The sequence below is a fragment of the Streptomyces malaysiense genome (assembly GCF_000980885.2).
Lineage (GTDB): Bacteria > Actinomycetota > Actinomycetes > Streptomycetales > Streptomycetaceae > Streptomyces > Streptomyces malaysiense.
This window is the reverse complement of record NZ_LBDA02000129.1, coordinates 1-17900: the sequence shown is the minus strand read 5'-3', so window position 1 is coordinate 17900 and position 17900 is coordinate 1. Positions and strand designations below refer to the sequence as shown.

Annotated in this window: 16 protein-coding genes; 11 read left to right on the top strand and 5 right to left on the bottom strand. The window is 72.5% G+C overall.

What is annotated here, in order from left to right:
• Positions 1 to 296 (bottom strand): TSUP family transporter (locus tag VT52_RS34130; protein ID WP_167377770.1); only part of this gene is annotated, 296 nt, incomplete at its 3' end.
• A complete protein-coding gene (locus VT52_RS34125) occupies positions 293 to 658 on the bottom strand; it encodes a rhodanese-like domain-containing protein (protein WP_107481535.1) in 366 nt (121 codons plus the stop codon). The genes VT52_RS34130 and VT52_RS34125, both read right to left, overlap by 4 nt.
• 364 nt (positions 659 to 1022) lie before the next feature.
• Here VT52_RS34125 and VT52_RS34120 point away from each other — a divergent pair, with 364 nt between their 5' ends.
• On the top strand, positions 1023 to 2396 hold the full coding sequence (locus tag VT52_RS34120) for an MBL fold metallo-hydrolase (protein ID WP_046428446.1): 1374 nt from the start codon (positions 1023 to 1025) through the stop codon (positions 2394 to 2396).
• Between the two features lie 778 nt (positions 2397 to 3174).
• Here VT52_RS34120 and map read toward each other — a convergent pair.
• Complete coding sequence (gene map, locus VT52_RS34115; RefSeq protein WP_046428448.1) at positions 3175 to 3951, bottom strand: type I methionyl aminopeptidase; 777 nt, start codon at positions 3949 to 3951, stop codon at positions 3175 to 3177.
• A gap of 93 nt (positions 3952 to 4044) precedes the next feature.
• Between map and VT52_RS34110 the strand changes: the two genes are divergently transcribed.
• From VT52_RS34110 to VT52_RS34070, 9 genes are all read left to right on the top strand, one after another.
• Positions 4045 to 4296, top strand: coding sequence for a helix-turn-helix domain-containing protein (locus tag VT52_RS34110; RefSeq protein WP_046428451.1), 252 nt, complete (start codon positions 4045 to 4047; stop codon positions 4294 to 4296).
• 162 nt (positions 4297 to 4458) lie between these two features.
• A complete protein-coding gene (locus VT52_RS34105; RefSeq protein ID WP_046428454.1) occupies positions 4459 to 5301 on the top strand; it encodes a nitrilase-related carbon-nitrogen hydrolase in 843 nt (280 codons plus the stop codon).
• Between the two features lie 29 nt (positions 5302 to 5330).
• Complete coding sequence (locus VT52_RS34100) at positions 5331 to 6584, top strand: aspartate aminotransferase family protein (RefSeq protein WP_206306685.1); 1254 nt, start codon at positions 5331 to 5333, stop codon at positions 6582 to 6584.
• Positions 6585 to 6641: 57 nt separating this feature from the next.
• The gene (locus VT52_RS34095) at positions 6642 to 8219 is read left to right on the top strand and encodes a PucR family transcriptional regulator (protein ID WP_046428459.1); all 1578 of its coding nucleotides are present in this window, start codon (positions 6642 to 6644) and stop codon (positions 8217 to 8219) included.
• Between the two features lie 155 nt (positions 8220 to 8374).
• On the top strand, positions 8375 to 9217 hold the full coding sequence (locus VT52_RS34090; protein ID WP_046428460.1) for a nitrilase-related carbon-nitrogen hydrolase: 843 nt from the start codon (positions 8375 to 8377) through the stop codon (positions 9215 to 9217).
• Positions 9218 to 9314: 97 nt separating this feature from the next.
• Positions 9315 to 10718 carry a dihydropyrimidinase gene (gene hydA, locus VT52_RS34085; protein WP_046428464.1) on the top strand — a complete coding sequence of 468 codons (1404 nt, stop codon included), beginning with the start codon at positions 9315 to 9317 and terminating at the stop codon, positions 10716 to 10718.
• A gap of 11 nt (positions 10719 to 10729) precedes the next feature.
• On the top strand, positions 10730 to 11752 hold the full coding sequence (locus VT52_RS34080; RefSeq protein WP_046428467.1) for a TIGR03842 family LLM class F420-dependent oxidoreductase: 1023 nt from the start codon (positions 10730 to 10732) through the stop codon (positions 11750 to 11752).
• Between the two features lie 583 nt (positions 11753 to 12335).
• Positions 12336 to 13886: an NCS1 family nucleobase:cation symporter-1 gene (locus VT52_RS34075; protein WP_046428630.1), complete on the top strand. Its 1551-nt coding sequence runs from the start codon at positions 12336 to 12338 to the stop codon at positions 13884 to 13886.
• Positions 13887 to 14091: 205 nt separating this feature from the next.
• Entirely contained in the window at positions 14092 to 15306 is a 1215-nt protein-coding gene (locus VT52_RS34070; RefSeq protein ID WP_276207997.1) for a beta-ketoacyl-[acyl-carrier-protein] synthase family protein, read from the top strand.
• A 164-nt stretch (positions 15307 to 15470) separates the two neighbouring features.
• On the opposite strand, the gene VT52_RS34065 is transcribed toward VT52_RS34070, so the two are convergent.
• Entirely contained in the window at positions 15471 to 15827 is a 357-nt protein-coding gene (locus VT52_RS34065) for a phosphopantetheine-binding protein (protein ID WP_046428627.1), read from the bottom strand.
• On the opposite strand from VT52_RS34065, the gene VT52_RS39250 reads away from it, so the two are divergent.
• On the top strand, positions 15826 to 15993 hold the full coding sequence (locus VT52_RS39250) for a helix-turn-helix domain-containing protein (RefSeq protein ID WP_240510005.1): 168 nt from the start codon (positions 15826 to 15828) through the stop codon (positions 15991 to 15993). The genes VT52_RS34065 and VT52_RS39250 overlap by 2 nt on opposite strands.
• Positions 15994 to 16084: 91 nt before the next feature.
• Here VT52_RS39250 and VT52_RS34060 read toward each other — a convergent pair whose 3' ends face one another.
• Positions 16085 to 17791: a 3-hydroxyacyl-CoA dehydrogenase family protein gene (locus tag VT52_RS34060; protein WP_240510004.1), complete on the bottom strand. Its 1707-nt coding sequence runs from the start codon at positions 17789 to 17791 to the stop codon at positions 16085 to 16087.
• Positions 17792 to 17900: the final 109 nt, after the last annotated feature.

Genomic DNA, 17900 nt, shown 5'->3' with positions numbered 1-17900 from the left:
AGGGCCTGGGGGATATGGCCGGCGGCGGCTCCGGCGAGCATCGCGGGCACGATGCCCGCGGCGGCGAACAGCAGGCCGGTGCGCCAGGCGACGTTGCCGTCCCGGGCGTGTCCGGTCAGCGCGGTGACGGAGGTGAGGGTGACGATGACCAGGCTGGCCGTCGTCGCCTGGGCCGTGGTGAACCCGAGGAGGTAGATCAGGGCGGGGACGGCGAGGACGCTGCCGCCCCCGCCGAGACCGCCCAGGGCCAGGCCCACGACGGCGCCGGCGACGAGCGCGAGGATCAGAGTGGTCATGCTATGGAACCGCTGTTCCCGCGCACGTCCACGACCGGGTGCCCGGCGGCGGCCCACGCCCGCATACCACCCTCGACATCCGCCACCACCGCCCCACGCCCGGCCAGCAGCGCCGCGGCCCGCCGGGAGCGCTGACCGCTGCGGCAGATCACCACCAGTGGCCGGGCCTGCGCCGCGCTCGGCAGCGCCGCCCCCGTCACCAGGCCGGACAGCGGCGCGTGGACGGCGCCGGGCGCGTGCCCGGCCTCCCACTCGTTCCGCTCGCGCACGTCCAGCAGCACGGCCGGGGCGTCGCTGTCCCGGGTGTGCCGGAAGGCCTCGGCGACGGTGACACGGTCCTCGCCGGTGGGGAAGAGGGACATCACACAACCTCTCGGAATACGGGGAGGGGCGGAACGGCGGGGGTGATCACCCGGTCGCCGCGTCCCGCCCAGGGCGTGCGGCGCGAGGCCGTGACACGGCCCGCATGCCGCCGGAAGGCCGTACGGAGAGCTCGGAGCCGCTCCGTGCGGGTTACCCCCGGGGGTATAAAACCACCGTAGCACAAGTACCCCCGGGGGTATCTCCCCCTGCCTGTCCCGGGTTCGGCGGGGCGACTTGCCTCCGAATACCCCCGTGGGTATACAGTCCCTGTCATTGATACCCCCACGGGTATCACTGACAAATACCCCCCTGGGTATATCGGGATTCCAGTCCCTCCGCACCACCCGCGCCAGGAGGCACCCCATGCACTTCGCCCAGCACTACCTCGACTGCCTGTCCCAGGCCGCGTACGTCATCGGCGATCCCACCAGCGGCAAGGCGGTCGTGATCGACCCCCGCCGGGACGTGGACGAGTACGTCGCGGACGCCGAGGCGCACGGGTTCACCGTCGAGGCGGTGATCAACACCCACTTCCACGCCGACTTCCTCGCCGGGCACCTGGAGCTGGCCCAGCGCACCGGCGCCTGGATCGGCTACGGGCGGCGCGCCGTGACCGAGTACCCCATCCGGCCCCTCGCCGACGGCGAGCGGATCTCCCTGGGCGAGGTCACCCTCCAGATCCTGGAGACGCCCGGCCACACCCCCGAGTCGATCAGCATCCTCGTCTTCGAGAAGTCCACGGACACCGTCCCCTACGGGGTGCTCACCGGTGACGCCCTGTTCATCGGCGACGTCGGCCGCCCCGACCTGCTCGCCTCCGCCGGTGTCACCGCCGAGGAACTCGGCGCGATGCTCTACGACAGCGTCCACAACAAGCTGCTGGCCCTGCCCGACGAGGTCCGGGTCTTCCCCGCCCACGGCGCCGGCTCCTCGTGCGGCAAGAACCTCTCCACCGAGCTCCAGTCGACCATCGGCGCCCAGCGCCTGACCAACTACGCCTGCCGCCCCATGGACCAGGACACCTTCGTCCGGCTCGTCACCGCGGGCCAGTCCGCCGCCCCCGGCTACTTCTCGTACGACGCCGACCTCAACCGCCGCAACCGCGACCTGTTCCAGGCCCGGGAGAGCGCTCCCGCGCTCGACGCGGCCGGGTTCGCCCGCCTGCGCGACGCCGGCGCCGTCGTCCTCGACACGCGCGACCAGTTCGCGTTCGCCGACGGTCACCTGGCCGGCGCGGTCAACGTCCCGCTCGACGGCCGCTTCGCCGAACAGGCCGGCAGCGTCCTGACCCCGAAGGACGACATCCTCCTCGTCACTCCCGAGGGCCGCGCCGAGGAGACGGTCACCCGCCTCGCGCGCATCGGTTTCGACCGGGTCCGGGGCTACGCGGCCGACCCCGAGGGGCTCTTCCTCGCCCACCCCGAGCAGACGCGCCGGGCCGGGCGGCTGACCGCCGACGCGCTGCGCGAGGAACTCGTCTCCGCCCGGCCCCCCGTCGTGCTCGACGTGCGCAACTGCGGCGAACGCGAGGACGGCCGCTCGATCGAGGGCGCGCTGCACATCCCGCTGGCCGAACTCGCCGGGCGCCTCGACGAGGTGCCGGCCGAGGGCCGCCTGGTGGTGCACTGCGCCGGCGGCCACCGCTCCTCCATCGCGGCCAGCCTGATCCGGCACGGCGGCCGCGCCGAGGTCTACGACCTCCTCGGCGGCTACGCCGCCTGGGAGACGGCAGCCTGAACCACCGGACCGCGGCGCAACCCGACCGCGGAGCGACGACGTCGAAGACGAGGAGTCGACCATGTGTCGACGCATCACCTGTCCGACCTGTGGCAAAGCCACGTACGCGGGCTGCGGGAACCATGTGGAGCAGGTACTCGCGGGCGTGCCGCGCGCCCAGCGATGCGCCTGCCCGCCCGCGCCCAAGCGCTCCTGGTGGCCCTTCGGGCGCCGCTGAGCCCCTCGCTCCGGCGCCGTCCGTGATCACCGTGACGGTGCGGGTAGCCGCCCGATGGACGCGCGGGAGCCGGTACGGGCCGTCGTCGGGGTCCCGGCGGTGGGTCGTGCGCCGCGGGCGATCGGCGATCTGACGCGGGCGGCCGACCCGCCCGTCGAGACCGAGGCCGTCCGCCACGACGACGGCGTCGGCCTTCTTCCGGCGGACGGCCCCACGGCGAGGAGGCCACCGCCCTCCAGTGGGACGGGGTGCGCTTCCTCGCCCGCGCGAACACTCCGCGCGGCCGGGGCATCACCGAGGACGCCCTGCCGGCGGGCATCGGCGTCGTCCCGGCCGCCGTGTGACACCTCGTACGGTGTCGGCGCGAGGGCTGGTCGTACCTTCCCTGTGCCGGGCCGTCCGGGGATGTGCCGCCTCGCGGCCGAGCCCGAACCGGTCCCACGGCGGCGCGAGGACGTGCCGTGCCCCGGGCGTGGCGGGCCGCCGCGCCGCGGGGCGGGGCGCCCTCCGCCTCGGCGTCCCGGCGTCCCGGCGCCTGTGCGCGCGGAACGCCGCGCCCCGTCAGAGCGGCACGCGTGCCGTCAGGACCCGGGGACCGTCCTCCGTGACGGCCACCGTGTGTTCCGCGTGGGCCGCGCGGGAGCCGTCCGCCGTGCGCAGGGTCCAGCCGTCGGGGGCCTCGTAGTAGTCGTCCCGGCCGCCGCCGATCAGCATCGGCTCGATCGCCAGGACCAGGCCGGGGCGCAGCGGGAGACCGCGGCCGGGACGGCCCTCGTTCGGGACTCCCGGGTCCTCGTGCATCCGGCGGCCGATGCCGTGGCCGCCGAAGTCCTGCGGGACGCCGTAGCCCGCCGCACGGCAGACCCGGCCGACGGCGTGGGCGATGTCGCCGACGCGGTTGCCGGCCACGGCCGCCGCGATGCCTGCCGCCAGTGCCCGTTCGGCGGTCTCGACGAGCCGTACGTCCTCGGGGCGCGGGCGGCCCACCACGAAGCTGATCGCCGAGTCGCCGGCCCAGCCGTCCAGCAGGGCCCCGCAGTCGACGGAGACCAGGTCGCCGTCGCGCAGCCGGTACCCGGTGGGGATGCCGTGCACGATCGCGTCGTTGACCGAGGCGCAGATCACCGCGGGGAAGGGGGTCGGGGCGAAGGAGGGGCGGTACCCGAGGAAGGGCGAGGCCGCCCCCGCCGCCCGCAGCACCTCCCGCGCCACCTCGTCGAGCTCCAGCAGCGAGACTCCCACGTCCGCCGCCTCGCGCACGGCGCTCAGGGCCCGCCCGACGACCTGGCCCGCGGCATGCATCGCGTCGATCGACGCGTCCGTCTTCAGTTCCACCATGCCAATTACTATACCGGTATTTTAATTGGCCGCATGCCGGTGGCCGAGGAGGGCGGTATGTCGACGGGGGAGGGTGGCGGGCACAATGGACGCATGGTCCGCACCCCCCTCACCCCCGAAGAGCGCGAGCGCGGCGAGCGGCTCGGGCGGCTGCTGCGCGAGGCGCGCGGCGACCGCAGCATGGTCGAGGTCGCCGCCGCGGCGGGTGTCTCGGCCGAGACCCTCCGCAAGATCGAGACGGGCCGCGCCCCGACCCCGGCCTTCTTCACGGTGGCCGCGCTGGCCGGCGTGCTGGGCCTGTCGATGGACGAGCTGGCGGTCCACTGCACCCCGATGGCCGTCTGAGAGGGCGCGGCCCCGCGCTCACCCACCGGAGTGTGAATCGCCCCCGCCCCAGCGGGTTGGCGGCGATGGTCTTGGCAAGGCGGCCCCGGAGGCTTACGTTCGTGCCTCTACGGTCTGCTCTACGGGCGTAGAGGCTCTGACGTCATGTCGAAGGAGCAGCTCATGGCCAACGTCGTCCGCGCCGCGCTGGTCCAGGCCACCTGGACCGGCGACACCGGGTCCATGGTGGCGAAACACGAGGAGCACGCCCGTGAGGCGGCCCGGCGGGGCGCGCGGATCATCGGGTTCCAGGAGGTCTTCAACGCCCCCTACTTCTGCCAGGTCCAGGACCGGGAGCACTTCCGCCGGGCCGAGCCCGTGCCCGACGGGCCGACCGTACGGCGGATGCGGGACCTCGCGCGGGAGACCGGGATGGTGATCGTCGCGCCGGTGTTCGAGATCGAGCGGTCCGGGTTCTACTACAACACGGCCGCCGTGATCGACGCGGACGGCACCTACCTCGGCAAGTACCGCAAGCACCACATCCCCCAGGTCGAGGGCTTCTGGGAGAAGTACTACTTCCGCCCCGGCAACCAGGGCTGGCCCGTCTTCGACACCGCCGTCGGCAAGGTCGGCGTGTACATCTGCTACGACCGTCACTTCCCCGAGGGCTGGCGGCAACTCGGCCTCGGCGGTGCCCAGTTGGTCTACAACCCCTCCGCCACCCACCGGAGCCTGTCCGCCCACCTCTGGCAGTTGGAGCAGCCCGCCGCCGCCGTCGCCAACGAGTACTTCGTCGCCGCCATCAACCGGGTGGGGCAGGAGGAGTACGGGGACAACGACTTCTACGGGACGTCGTACTTCGTGGACCCCCGCGGCCGGTTCGTCGGCGACGTCGCGGGCGACAAGGACGAGGAACTCCTCGTCCGGGACCTGGACTTCGCACTCATCGACGATGTACGGCAGCAGTGGGCCTTCTACCGCGACCGCCGTCCCGACGCCTACGAAGGGCTGGTGCAGCCGTGAGCGACCTCTACTCCCGCCACCGCAGGGTGATGCCCGACTGGCTCGCCCTCTACTACGACGACCCGATCGAGATCACCCACGGCGAGGGCCGCCACGTCTGGGACTCCGACGGCAACCGCTACCTGGACTTCTTCGGCGGCATCCTCACCACCATGACCGCGCACGCGCTGCCCGAGGTCACCAAGGCGGTCAGCGAGCAGGCCGGGCGCATCCTGCACTCCTCGACCCTCTACCTCAACCGCCCGATGGTGGAACTCGCCGAGCGCATCGCCCAGGTGAGCGGCATCCCCGACGCCCGCGTCTTCTTCACCACCTCCGGCACCGAGGCCAACGACACCGCCCTGCTGCTCGCCACCTCGTACCGGCGCACCAACACCGTCCTGGCCATGCGCAACAGCTATCACGGCCGTTCCTTCTCCACCGTCGGCATCACCGGCAACCGCACCTGGTCCCCGACCTCCCTCTCCCCGCTCCAGACCCTGTACGTGCACGGCGGTGTCCGCACCCGGGGCCCCTTCGCGCACCTGGACGACCGTGCCTTCACCGACGCCTGCGTCGCCGACCTCAAGGACGTCCTCGGCCACACCCGGCCCCCGGCCGCGCTGATCGCCGAACCCGTCCAGGGCGTCGGCGGGTTCACCTCGCCGCCCGACGGGCTGTACGCCGACTTCCGGGACGTGCTCAAGGAACGCGGCATCCTGTGGATCTCCGACGAGGTGCAGACCGGCTGGGGCCGCACCGGCGACCACTTCTGGGGCTGGCAGGCGCACGCCCGCAGCGGCCCGCCGGACATCGTCACCTTCGCCAAGGGCATCGGCAACGGCGCCTCCATCGGCGGTGTCATCGCCCGCGCCGAACTGATGAACTGCCTGGACGCCAACAGCATCTCCACCTTCGGCGGCACCCAGCTCACCATGGCCGCCGGGCTCGCCAACCTCGCCTACCTCCTCGACCACGACCTCCAGGGCAACGCCCGCCGGGTCGGCGGCCTGCTCATCGAGCGGCTGCGGGGCGTCGCCGCCCAGCTGCCCGGGGTGCGCGAGATCCGCGGGCGCGGCCTGATGATCGGTATCGAGCTGGCGAAGCCGGGCACCGACGAGGCCGATCCGCAGGCGGCCTCCGCCGTCCTGGAGGCGGCCCGCGCCGGGGGCCTGCTCATCGGCAAGGGCGGCGGCCACGACAGCAGCGCCCTGCGCGTCGCCCCGCCGCTGTCGCTGACCGTCGCGGAGGCCGAGGAGGGCGCCGCCGTCCTGGAGGACGCGCTCAGGAGCGCGTACTCGTAACAAACGCGTGCTACGAGCAAGGGGACACCTGGCACCGCCGAGCAAGGGGATACGGCCATGACCACCACCTCCGCCTCCCGCCCCGCCGCCCCGCCGGAACCCGCCCTCTCCGTGCGCCAGGTGCTCACGCTGGAGCGGGTGCTCGCCGGGGAGCCCGAGGTGGTGGCCGGCGCCGGCGGACTCGACCGGGCGGTGCGCTGGGTGCACGTCGCCGAGGCCGCCGACGTGGGCGTGATGCTCACCGGCGGCGAGATGGTGCTCACCACCGGCGTGCTCCTCGCCGGCGACGAGACCCGGCAGGCCGAGTACATCCGGTCCCTGCACCGCGCCGAGGCCGCCGCCGTGGTCCTCGGCCTCGGGCGGGCCTTCCCCGCCCCGCCCGAGGTGATGCGCCGTGCCGCCGAACGCTGCGGGCTTCCGCTGGTCGTGCTGCACCGCCCCTTCCCCTTCGCCGAGCTGACCGAGGAGGTGCAGTCCCGGCTGGTACGGCGGAAGTTCGCGGCCGTCAGCCTGTCCGAGGCGGTGCGCACCGACCTCACCGCGCTGATCACGGCCGGGGCCCCGCTCCAGCGGCTGCTCGACGAGGTCGCCCGGCACAGCGCCTGTCCCGTGGTCCTCACCAACCTCGCCCACCGCGTCCTCGCCACGGCGGGGGAGCGGTCCGCCGTGGACGACGTGCTGCGTGACTGGGAGCGCGTCGCCCGGCAGGCCGGCGGCGGCGCCCTGGACGCCTGGATCAGCGCCGAACTCGGCGGCCGCGGCGAGCGCTGGGGCCGGCTGCTGCTGTGCGGCTACCGGGGCGAGGCGGCCACCGGACGGCTCCTCGCCGACCGCGCCGCCGAGGCCCTGGTGCTGCACCGCATGCTCGGCGGCTCCGCGCTGAGCTGGGAGGAGCAGTCCGCGCAGAGCCTGCTGACCGACCTCGTCTCCGGTGTCGTACCGGCCCGGCAGCTGCTGCCGCGCGCCCGCGCCGCCGGGCTGCCGGTCAACCTGCGCACCTTCGTGCCGCTCGTCGTCCCCGACGCCGCACCCGCCGTACTGGACCGGCTGCTGCGGGTGCTGGGCCTGTCCGGGCTCGCCGCCGAGCTGGCCGACGGGGTGACCGCCGTACTGCTCAGCCTCCCGCGCGACCGGCCCGCCGACGCCCTCACCGCGCTCTTCGCGGCCCGGCTGCGCGAAGGTACCGGGCGGCCGGACGCCGTGGTCGCCGCCGCCGACCCGCACACCGTCTGGGAAGAGGTTCCCGCGGGACTGCGCGAGGCCCGCCATGTCGCCGAGGCCGTCACCGGCTCCTCCGCCGCCCTCGGTCTGCCCGCCGTGGTGCGCCTGAAGGACGTCCATCTGCGTGGCCTCGTACGCCTGTTGCGCGAGAACCCGCATGTGCAGTCCTTCGCGGAGAGGGAGTTGGACGGCCTGCTGTGCCGGGCCGAGCCCGAGCTGCTCGAAGTGCTGCGCACCTACCTCGCCACCGGCCGCAACAAGTCCCGCACCGCCCGGCTCCACCATGTCTCGCGGCCCGCCCTCTACCGCCGTCTGGAGGCCATACAGGGCAGGCTCGGGGTCGACCTGGACGACTTCGAACAGGCGGCCTCCGTGCACATCGCGCTGCTCGCGCATGACGCGCAACAACGCTGAAACCTATGACCATCTGGGAAAACGGCGGTGAAACATGGACCCGCGCAGACATGACACGGTGGCATGCCCAGCCCCCGGGGACGTGACACGCTGCCCGTCGAAGCCGGCCCGTCCGCTTCCTAGGCTCACCGCACACCCAGCTACCGGAGGTCCCGATGAGCCGAGTGATCCGTGCCGCCCTCTTCCAGACCGCCTGGACCGGGGACAAGGAATCCATGATCCAGGTCCACGAGCAGGCGGTCCGCGACGCGGCCGCGCAGGGCGCCCAGGTCCTGTGCTTCCAGGAGCTGTTCTACGGCCCCTACTTCTGCCAGGTCCAGGACAAGGCGTTCTACGACTACGCCGAGCGGATCCCCGAGGGTCCGACCGTCCAGCGCTTCCAGTCCCTCGCCCGCGCCCTCGGCATCGTCCTGATCCTGCCGATGTACGAGGAGGAGCAGCCGGGCGTCCTCTACAACACCGCCGCCGTGATCGACGCGGACGGCACCTACCTCGGCAAGTACCGCAAGACCCACATCCCCCAAGTGCAGGGATTCTGGGAGAAGTTCTACTTCCGGCCGGGCAACAGCGGCTGGCCCGTCTTCGACACCGCGGTCGGCCGGATCGGCGTCTACATCTGCTACGACCGCCACTTCCCCGAGGGCTGGCGGGCGCTCGGCCTCGAAGGCGCCGAGATCGTCTTCAACCCCTCGGCCACCTCCCGCGGCCTGTCCAGGTACCTGTGGCAGCTGGAGCAGCCGGCCGCAGCCGTCGCCAACGAGTACTTCGTCGGCGCGATCAACCGGGTCGGCGTGGAGGACCTGGGCGACAACGACTTCTACGGCACCACCTACTTCGTGGACCCCGAGGCCCAGTACGTCGGCGAGGTCGCGAGTGACAAGGATTCCGAACTGGTCGTCCGCGACCTGGACATGGCCAAACTCCGCGAGGTCCGCGACCGCTGGCAGTTCTACCGGGACCGCGCCCCGGGCGCGTACTCGCCGCTGACGGCGCCGTAGGACGCCCCCAGGGGCGCGGGGCCGTATCCGACGCGGCCTTCGTCGCGCGGGCTCGACCAGCCACGACCCACCCGCAGCCGACCACGGGAGAGGACCAATGCCCGGCCGAAAAATCATCCGCGGTGGTCTCGTCGTCACCGCGTCCGACGAGATCCACGCCGACGTCCTCATCGAGGACGGCCGCATCGCCGCCCTCGCGGCGTCCGGCACCCCGGCCGCCGCCGCGTTCACCGCCGACCAGACCATCGACGCCACCGGAAGGTACGTCATCCCCGGCGGCGTCGACGGCCACACCCACATGGAGATGCCCTTCGGCGGCACCTACGCCGCCGACACCTTCGAGACCGGCACCCGCGCCGCGGCCTGGGGCGGTACGACCACGATCGTGGACTTCGCCATCCAGAGCGTCGGGCACACCCTGCGCGAGGGCCTGGACGCCTGGCACGAGAAGGCCGAGGGCAACTGCGCGATCGACTACGCCTTCCACATGATCGTCTCCGATGTGAACGAGGAGACGCTCAACGAGATGGACCTCCTCGTCGAGGAGGGCGTGACCTCCTTCAAGCAGTTCATGGCCTACCCCGGGGTCTTCTACTCCGACGACGGCCAGATCCTGCGCGCCATGCAACGGGCCGCGGGAAACGGCGGCCTGATCATGATGCACGCCGAGAACGGCATCGCCATCGACGTCCTGGTCGAACAGGCCCTCGCCCGCGGCGAGACCGACCCGCGCTTCCACGGGGAGGTCCGCAAGGCCCTGCTGGAGGCCGAGGCCACCCACCGCGCCATCCGGCTCGCCCAGGTCGCGGGCGCGCCGCTGTACGTCGTGCACGTCTCGGCCGCCGAGGCCCTCGCCGAGCTGACGAGGGCCCGCGACGACGGGCTGAACGTGTTCGGCGAGACCTGCCCGCAGTACCTGTTCCTGTCCACCGACAACCTCGCCGAGCCGGACTTCGAGGGCGCCAAGTACGTGTGCTCGACGCCCCTGCGGCCGAGGGAGCACCAGGCGGCGCTCTGGCGGGGCCTGCGCACGAACGACCTCCAGGTGGTCTCCACCGACCACTGCCCGTTCTGCTTCAGCGGCCAGAAGGAACTGGGGCGCGGCGACTTCTCCAAGATCCCCAACGGGATGCCGGGCGTGGAGAACCGCATGGACCTCCTCCACCAGGCCGTCGTCGACGGACACATCTCCCGCCGCCGCTGGATCGAGATCGCCTGCGCCACCCCGGCGCGGATGTTCGGCCTGTACCCGAAGAAGGGCACCATCGCCCCGGGCGCCGACGCCGACGTGGTGATCTACGACCCGGGCGCCTCTCAGGTCATCTCCGCCGAGACGCACCACATGAACGTCGACTACTCGGCGTACGAGGGCAGGCGGATCACCGGCCGGGTGGAGACGGTCCTCTCGCGCGGCGAGACCGTCATCGACCGGCGGGAGTACACCGGGCACGCCGGACACGGCGTCTACACCCCGCGCTCCACCTGCCAGTACCTCGACTAGGAGCAGCGCCCATGGACTTCGGACTCGTCCTGCAGACCGACCCGCCGGCCTCCCGCGTCATCGACCTCATGCGGCGGGCCGAGCACAACGGCTTCAGCCACGGCTGGACCTTCGACTCCGCCGTGCTGTGGCAGGAGCCGTTCGTGATCTACAGCCAGATCCTCGCGCGGACCGAGCGGCTGACCGTCGGGCCGATGGTCACCAACCCGTCCACCCGCACCCCGGAGGTCACCGCCTCCACCTTCGCCACCCTCAACGACATGTTCGGCAACCGCACCGTGTGCGGCATCGGCCGCGGCGACTCCGCGATGCGGGTAGCGGGCCGCAAGCCGAACACCCTCGCCCGCATAAGCGAGGCCATCAAGGTGATCCGCGCCCTCGGCCGGGGCGACTCCGCCGACCTCGGCGGCGGCGCGGTCGTCAAGTTCCCCTGGGTCAGGCAGGGGGCCCGGCTCCCCGTCTGGATGGCCGCGTACGGGCCCAGGGCGCTGAAGATGACCGGTGAGGAGGCCGACGGCTTCATCCTCCAGCTGGCCGACCTCTACCTCACCGAGTACATGGTGAAGGCCGTCAAGGACGCGGCGGAGGCGGCCGGCCGCGACCCCGCCGAGGTCAGCGTCTGCGTGGCGGCACCGGCGTACGTCACCGCCGACGACTCGCCCGAGGCCCTCGCCCACGCCCGCGACCAGTGCCGCTGGTTCGGCGGCATGGTCGGCAACCACGTCGCCGACCTGGTGTCCAAGTACGGCGAACACTCCGCCCAGGTCCCGGAGGAGCTCACCGAGTACATCAAGTCCCGGCAGGGCTACGACTACGCCCACCACGGGCGCAGCGGGAACCCCGACACCGAGTTCGTGCCCGACGAGATCGTGGACCGCTTCTGCCTCATCGGCCCGCCCGAGCGGCACATCGAGAAGCTGACCGCGCTGCGCGCCCTGGGCGTCGACCAGTTCGCGCTGTACGACATGCACGACGCGCAGGAGGCCACCATCGACGCCTACGGCACGACGGTGATCCCGGCCGTCAACTCATAGCCGTACGACTCCCGTTCGTCCACGCCTGGCCCCCGGGGGCCACCCCGGCCCCGCCCCCCTGGTCACCCCTCCCCGCCTCCCCGCGGGGAGGGGCCGGTGCCCGCAGCGGCCTTCGCCGACCCGCCTCATCCCCGATCGGGGCCCGCCCATGACCGACACCGCTCTCACGCACATACCACCGCCGGTCCGAGTCACCCTCGCCGGAGGGCGGGTGCGGACCGCCCCCGGCACCCCCGGCGCTCCGCACTCCAGCGGCCGCGACGCCGGCGAGGGCCTGCCGCCGGTCCCGGCCGGCCGGCGCACGCGGACGACGCGCGACGTCTTCGCGCCGCGGGCCGCGCGAGAGCGGACACCTACCGCGCCGCCCGGTGCCGCCCGGCGATCTCGTCGCCGGCCGCGCCGGTCGCGCGAGCGTCCGCCCGCCGCGCGCGGCTGACGCCCGGGGCGGGCCGATGCCCGCCGGCGGCCGCGTCCGCCGGTGCGGCCGGCCGCCCCCTCCCTTGCTGGTCGCGCTCCCGGGGACGAGTCGAGCTTCCCGGGGGTCCGCATCGTCACACGAGTCCCGCGATACGAGGTGGTCCCGATGTCCTCCAGTGGAAGAAGCCTGGCCGATCCGGCCGTCACGCAGCAGGTGTACCCGGACGGCCGGGTCGCGCTGTCCGATCCGGGAGTGCTGGACGACTCGCGTTTCGCCAACGCGGACCTGGCACCGGTCCCGATCGCCCGCCGGACGTGGGGGACCTACAACTACCTCGCCCTGTGGGTGGGGATGGCGCACTGCATCCCGTCGTGGACGCTGGCCTCGGGGCTGGTGGCGCTGGGGATGGACTGGAAGCAGGCGGTGCTGACGATCGCCCTGGCGAACGTGATCGTGCTGGTGCCGATGCTGCTGACCGGTCATGCCGGCACCAAGTACGGGATTCCGTTCCCGGTGTTCGCGCGGGCGTCGTTCGGGGTGCGCGGGGCGAACCTGCCGGCGATGGTGCGGGCGGCGGTGGCGTGCTGCTGGTTCGGCATCCAGACGTGGATCGGCGGGGAGGGCATCTTCCTGCTGGCCGGCAAGCTGTTCGGGCACGGCTGGCTGCACGCCGGCTCGATCGGGGGCACGCCGTGGACGCAGTGGCTGTCGTTCGGGGTGTTCTGGCTCGTCGAGGTCGCCATCATCACCCGCGGCATGGAGACGCTGCGCAGGGTGGAGAACTGGGCGGCGCCGCTGGTGATCGTCGGCGCGCTGGTGCTGCTGGGGGTCATGACGGACAAGGCGGGCGGCTTCGGCCCGCTGCTGGACCAGCCCTCCGGCCTGGGCTGGGGGAGCGGGTTCTGGAAGGTGTTCTTCCCCGCTCTGATGGGCATGATCGGCTTCTGGGCCACGCTGTCGCTGAACATCCCCGACTTCACGCGCTTCGGCGGCAGCCAGCGCGCCCAGCTGTGGGGCCAGGCCCTGGGCCTGCCGACCACGATGTCGCTGTTCGCCGTCCTGTCGGTGCTCGTGACGTCCGGTTCCCAGGCCGTCTACGGGGCACCGATCTGGGACCCGATCGCGCTGAGCGCGAAGATGAGCAACACGGTCGGCGCGTTGTTCGCGCTGCTGATCGTGATGGTGGCGACCTTGTCGGTGAACATCGCCGCAAACGTCGTCTCCCCGGCGTACGACCTGTCGCACCTGCTGCCGCGACTGGTCAGCTTCCGCACCGGCGCGCTGATCACCGGCGTGGTCGGCATCCTGATCATGCCGTGGAAACTGATCGCCAACCCGCACGTGTACATCTACACCTGGCTCGGGTTCGTGGGCGGGATGCTCGGCACCGTGGCCGGCGTCCTCGTCGCCGACTACTGGATCGTGCGCCGTACGCGCCTGGCGCTGGGGGAGTTGTACCGGTCCGAAGGCCGCTACTGGTACACCGGAGGCTGGAATCCGCGCGCGGTGGCCGCCTTCGTGATCGGCGGCGTCCTGGCGGTCGGCGGCTCGTACTCCACCGTGGTCAAGGGCGTCAAGCAGGGCCCCTTCCCCGTCGACGGCCTCATCCCGTTCCTCAAGCCCCTGGCCGACTACGGCTGGGCCGTCGGCCTCGCCTCCGCCCTGCTGGTGTACACCCTGCTCAGCCTCGGCCGCAGGCGGAACCAGGACGGCTGAACCAGGACGGCTGAACCGGGGACCGGCCGCGGGACACCGTCGGCGTACGTACTCCCGTCTGAGAGCACCCAGTTGTCGGAACGACACAATCCCGTGCTCTCAAATCGGTCGGCTCCTGTCCAGATTTCCCTTTTGAAGGCTGGCATGATCCCCGTGAAGGCAGGTCGAGCGCTATGTAGTATCTACAAAATTCAAGGAGGCTCGTGTGACCCGTAACGGTCGTGTGCTGGTGACGGGCGTCGGTGCGATGACGCCGCTGGGAGCCGATGCGCCGTCGTCGTGGTCGGGGCTGCTGGACGGTAAGTCGGGGGTGCGTTTCCTGGAGGAGGAGTGGGCCGCGGACCTGCCCGTGCACGTCGCGGCCGGACTCATGGTGGACCCCGCCTCCCTGCTTCCGAGGACCGAGGCCAGGAAGCTGGACCGCGGCGAGCAGGTCGCCCTCCTCAGCGCGCGCGAAGCCTGGCAGGACGCCGGTGCCCCGCAGGTCGAACCGGAGCGACTGGCCGTCGTCATCGGTACGGGGACCGGCGGCGTCCTCACCACGCTGGGGCAGGACGACATCTTCGAACGCGCGGGGATCCGCCGGCTGTCGCCGTTCGCGGTCCCCATGCTGATGCCCAACGGGCCGGCCGCCTGGGTGAGCATGGACCTGGGCGCGAAGGGCGGCGCCAGGACTCCGGTGAGTGCCTGTGCGTCCGGGGCGGAGGCCCTCGCCCTGGGACAGGACCTGATCCGCAACGGGCGGGCGGACGTGGTCGTCGCCGGTGGGGTGGAGGCCTGTCTGCACCCCTTCACCATCGCGGCGTTCGCCCAGATGAAGGCGCTGTCGACGCGGTCCGTGGACCCGGAGACCGTGTCCCGCCCGTTCGACGTCGAGCGGTCCGGGTTCGTCATGGGCGAGGGCGCGGGGATGATGGTGCTCGAACGCGCCGAGTTCGCCCGCGCCCGTGGCGGGCGTGCCCACGGCACGCTGGCCGGCAGTGCCGTGAGTTCCAGCGCGAACCACATCACGTCCTCCGACGCGGACGGCCAGAGCTTCGCCATCGAACTGGCCCTGCGCGACGCCGGACTGGACCCGGCGGACATCGGGGTCGTGCACGCCCACGCCACCTCGACGGAGTCCGGTGACCTGGCGGAGGCCGAGGCGATCGGCCGGGCGATCGGCGGCCACGCCGCGGTGACGGCGACGAAGTCGATGACCGGTCACATGATGGGCGCGTCGGGGACGGTGGGCGCCATGGCCGCTCTGTTCGCGCTCCGGGACGGCACGGTGCCGGCCACGCGCAACCTCGACGAACTCGACCCGCGCGTGGAACTGGACGTGGTGCGCGGTGAGCCGCGCACCGGCCGGTGGACCGCCGCGCTGGCCAACTCGTTCGGGTTCGGCGGACACAACGTCAGTCTCGTCTTCACCACGTGAGGACGGGACGCCGACCGCCGGGCCGGGCGGCCCGGCCCCGCGCGCCCGGTCGCCGAGCGAGACCCGGGCGGCCACGGTGGGTCCGCACGTCTCTCAGGCGCCCCTGTGCCGTTCGGCGCACGTGCCCGGCCGGTGCCACCGGCACCGGCCGGACACCGGTGCGGCTACGCGGGCACGCGCGACTTCGGTACGCGGGCCGCCAGTGCCCGGACCGCCGGCGCCGAGAACAGCGTCGAGACGGGCAATGACACGCCCAGTTCCTTCCGCACCACTGCCATCAGACGCACGGCCCGCAGGGTGTCTTTGCCCGGTTCGAAGAAGTTGTCCAGGACGGAGAGCGAGGGCGTCCCGAAGAAGTCCTTCCACACGGAGAGCAGGGCCCGTTCCTCCCCGGTGGCAGAGCGGACGTCGCCCTCCTCCGTGTCCGGCTCCCCCTCGTGCCGGGCCAGTGCGGCGCGGTCCGCCTTCCCGTTCGCCGTCAGGGGCAGTGCGTCCCACACGGTCACCAGGGCGGGAGGCATGTACGGCGGCAGGAAGTCCTCCGCGGCCTTCCTGACGTCCGCGCCCGTCCGCCCGGCGCTGAGCAGGGCCGAACACCGGGTGGCCCGGCTCGCCCAGGACGGTCTCACCAACCGGGAGATCGCCGAGCGGCTCGGGGTCACCCCAGCACCGTCGAACAGCATCTGACGCGCATCTACCGGAAGCTGCGGCTGCGGGGCCGGGCGGAGCTCTCCGCGGCGTTCGACTCAGCGGGGCCGGACGGGGGCTGAGCGACGGCTCAGGCCCGGCGCAGGCCCCGGCCCGACTTCCGTCCCAGACAGCCCTCGTCCACCAGTTCCCGGAGCAGGGCCGGGGGCTCGCAGCCGGCCCCGGGAAACTCGGCGTGCAGGCGCTCCATGATGGCCAGGGAGATGTCCAGGCCGATGGTGTCGAGCAGGGTGAACGGTCCCATCGGATACCCGAACCCCCGCTCCACCGCGGTGTCGAGCTCCACGACGTCGAGAGCGGCGTCGTCCGACAGCCGCACCGCGTCCGTGAGATAGGGGAAGAGGAGGCGGTTGACGATGAAACCGGCCCGGTCCGGGCAGGCCACGGGGACCTTGCCGAGGCCGGCGCAGAACTCGCGGGCCGCGTCCGCCACCTGTGCGGCCGTGTCCGGCGTCCGTACCAGCTCCACCAGCCTCATCACGGGCGCGGGGTTGAAGAAGTGCAGGCCGAGCGTCTCCGCGGGCCGGTCGGCCGGAGCCGTACAGTCCGCGACGGACAGGCTGGAGGTGATGGTGGCCAGAATCGCACCGGGCCGGCACACCGCCCCGAGCCGTGCGAAGACGCCGCGCTTGACGTCGAGGTCCTCCGCGACAGCCTCGACGACCAGGTCGCAGCCGGCGAGCGCCGAGACGTCGTCGGTGGTGGTGAGCGCGGCCAACGCGTCCTTCTTCAGCGCCGGGGTGATCCTGCCCCGGCGCACCGCCTTGACCAGCGATGCCTCGACGGCCGTCGCGGCGTCGCGGGCCTTGTCCGTGCCGCGGGCCACCAAGGTGGTGCGGAGGCCGGACGCGGCACACACCTCCGCGATCCCGCGGGCCATCGTGCCGGAACCGAACACGCCGACATGGCGTACCGGCTCGCCGGATGACGGGGAGCCGGTACGCCGGAGTTCGTCGGCGGTCCGCTCGCCCGGCAGATCCCCGTCGTCGTAACGGTGGAAGCCCTGGCCGGTCTTCCTGCCCAGGGTGCCCCCGCGAAGCATCGAGGTCAGCAGCGGCGCCGGGCGGAAGGCTTCCGCGCCGGTGCGCCTCCAGTGGGACTCCAGGCGGCCGTGCACCTCGTCCACGCCCAGTTCGTCGATCAGTTCCAGCGGGCCGGACGGCAGTCCGCACCCGAGTCGCATGGCGGTGTCGACGTCGCCGGGGGAGGCGAACCCCTCCTCGACCATGGCCGCGGCGCGGTTGAGGTACAGGTGGACGAGCCGTGCGGCGAAGCCGCTCGCCCGGTGCCCGAGAGCGGCGCGTTCGAGACCGATGGCCGTCACCAGGCGTTCCGCCAGTTCCCCGGTTTCGTCGGACGTCAGTGACGTGCGGACGACCTCGGCGCACCCGCCGACCGCCGGCGGGCGCAGCAGCCGCAGGCCGGCGATCCGCTCGGGACACCCCGCGGCGGCAGCGAGGGGGAGGAGCGGCAGCGAGGCGGTCGTGGTGAGGACGGCGGTGTCGGGTGGGCAGACCTGACGCAGCCGGCGGAGTACGTCGCGCTTGGCGCCGGGGTCCTCGGCCACCGCCTCCACCACGACAGCGGCGTCGGCCAGCGCGGTGATGTCGGCGGACAGCTTCCAGGAGACGGACCGACCCCTTTCGCCGGCGTCCGTGCGCTTGAGGCGTTGCTCGACCCTGGCGATGACGACGGGGTCGCGGTCCACGCCGACCACGGGGCACCCGGTGGCGGCCGCCAGGTTCAGCAACGCCTCGCCGACCGAACCGAGTCCCACGATTCCGACGGTACGGCCGAGTCCCGCTGTGTCCTGCACGTCTGCCCCTCTGGTCTTCATCGGCTTCGCTCCCGGACGTTCAGAGCCGGAATCGGTTGATGGCGTCGAT